At 72.1% G+C, this 2,093-nt stretch carries 1 protein-coding gene and 1 pseudogene; both read right to left on the bottom strand.

Annotated features, from left to right (window positions below; all coding sequences use genetic code 11):
- Positions 1 to 506, bottom strand: a pseudogene (locus ACWGI8_RS43375) (FUSC family protein); the annotation flags it as partial.
- Positions 503 to 1,945: an MFS transporter gene (locus tag ACWGI8_RS43370; RefSeq protein WP_453669026.1), complete on the bottom strand. Its 1,443-nt coding sequence runs from the start codon at positions 1,943 to 1,945 to the stop codon at positions 503 to 505. The gene ACWGI8_RS43370 and the pseudogene ACWGI8_RS43375, both read right to left, overlap by 4 nt.
- Between the last annotated feature and the right edge of the window lie 148 nt (positions 1,946 to 2,093).

The raw sequence follows: 2,093 nt of genomic DNA, 5'->3' as shown, positions 1-2,093 counted from the left end.
GCGTGCCGCTCCCGAGCGGAGACGGTCGCCGGCGTGGGCAGCAGGAAGATCTCGCAGGCGACCAGGAGCAGGACCCCTGCGGTGAGACCGGTGAGGCGCAGTCCCAGGGTTTCGGGGGCGTACGGCGGGAAGCACGCCAGGATGTAGAAGAGCTGCAGCCCGGGCCCCACCCCGGCCGGGCGGGGGCCCGCGACCGCCGCGAAGGCGAGCAGGAAGCCGACGACGAGCATCCCGAGCACCGCCGCCCAGGTCCGTACCGCCAGCGCCGTTCCCAGTGCGACCAGCACCAGACCGATCGGCAGCGCCTTCAGCATCACGACCGCTCGCTGCCGGCCCGACCCCGGGACCCTCGACAGGACGCCGAGGGAGATGGGGGCGAACAGCGCGTACAGCGCCATCACGGACTCGTCGAGCCCGTACAGGAAGGAGTAGAACCCGGCGCTCGCCGCGACGGTCACCCGGACCGCCCGGTGCAGTATCTCCGTCCGCTCCGCTCCGCCGGTCACTTCAGGTCACCGGCCCGGGCACCCGCGCCCACCGGGGGCCAGGGCGCGCGCATGGACAGCGGCGGCAGCTTCCCGTGGACCACGAGCCGGTGGCGTGCGGCCATGACGACGACGGACGCCGCCAGGATCACGGCCCCGCCGAATCGCAGGATCGCGTCGTACGCGTCCTGCGGCGGCTTCTCGGGAGTCATCGCCGTGATCGCGGCCGCCGCCGCCGCGAGGGCGATCGCACCCAGGGTGACCAGGAACGTCAGCAGGACACCCGATGCCTCACCCGCCCTGGCCGGCGGCACGACCTGCTGGGTCGCGACGCTGGAGAAGGTCCAGCCGAGTCCGAGCCCGAGACCGCACCATGCGAACACGGGCACGTACAGCCACCAGGCCGTGACATGGGTCAGCACGATCATCCCCGTCCCGGCGATCGCCCCCGCGAGTGCCATCACCGCGGTGGGGCGCATCCGGGCTGCCAGCCGGGCACCCAGCGGGCCGCTCAGGGCCACGAGCAGCGCGGGCGCCAGGAACACGATGCCCGCCGTCAGCGGGGACAGCCCGCGCACACCTTGCAGATAGAGCGTGGAGACGAAGACGGTGACGGCGTAGCCCATGTTGGTGACCGACCCCATGCCGGTCACCAGGACGTAGGGGACGTTGCGGAACAGCCGCAGATCGATCAGCGGATGCCGTGCGTGGCGTTCGCGGAGCAGGAAGAGCCAGCCGGCCACCACCGCCACCGCGAAGAGCGTCAGCGTGCGGGCGTGGTCCCAGCCCCAGGCGCTGCCGCGCTCCACGGCCGTCGTGAGCGCCGCGAGAGCGCACACGACGGTGAAGCAGCCGATCAGGTCGAGCTGGCGCGGCGCGGAGGCGTCCCGTGAGTCGGGGACGTACGCGACCGCGACGATCAGCGCCAGCGTGCTGAGCGGCGCCAGCAGCCAGAAGATCCAGCGCCAGCCGGGCCCTTCGGTGAAGCCGCCGCCCACGAACGGACCCAGCGCCGTGCCGATGTTGGCGATACCGAAGGCCGCTCCCAGCGCGCGGGCCCGGGTCTCGTCCGGGAAGGCATTGCTGATCACGGCGACGGACACCGGGAAGACGAAACCCGCGCCGATGCCCTGCACGATGCGCGCGCCCACCAGCAGCCCCAGCCCCGGTGCCAGCGCACACCCCACGGAACCGGCCGCGAACAGGGCCATCCCCACCAGCAGTGTGCCCCGGCGCCCGAAGACGTCCCCCAGCCTGCCGCCGATAATGAAGAAGCAGCCGATGGCGAGCATGTACGCGGAGAGGGTCCACTGGGCGGCCGCGGCCGTGACACCGAGTTCGTCCGCGATTCCGGGGATGGCCAGGTTCAGGGCGAAGAAGTCGACCTGAATGCAGAACAGCGCGACCGTGACCGCGATGAAGGCCCCCGTCCGCGCGGCCGACGACGACTCTGCGCGCATGGGCACATTCCTCTCGGGCGACGCCGTCGCGACGCCACCGTGGTCGGACCTGCGACCTAGTGCCGTGACCGGAAAGGTTCACCGGCTCGCGACGCCCTGCACGGCACTCCCCCAGCTACCGCTGGGAGGTACCCCCACGCTGCGTTGT

The organism is Streptomyces sp. NPDC054841, from assembly GCF_053611045.1.
The sequence above is the reverse complement of the archived record's forward strand: the minus strand, read 5'-3'. Positions and strand labels throughout refer to the sequence as shown.

What these genes read in the sequence shown, in the direction of transcription:
- ACWGI8_RS43370 (WP_453669026.1), bottom strand. Translation starts at nt 1,945, where the DNA reads ATGCGCGCAGAGTCGTCGTCGGCCGCGCGGACGGGGGCCTTCATCGCG.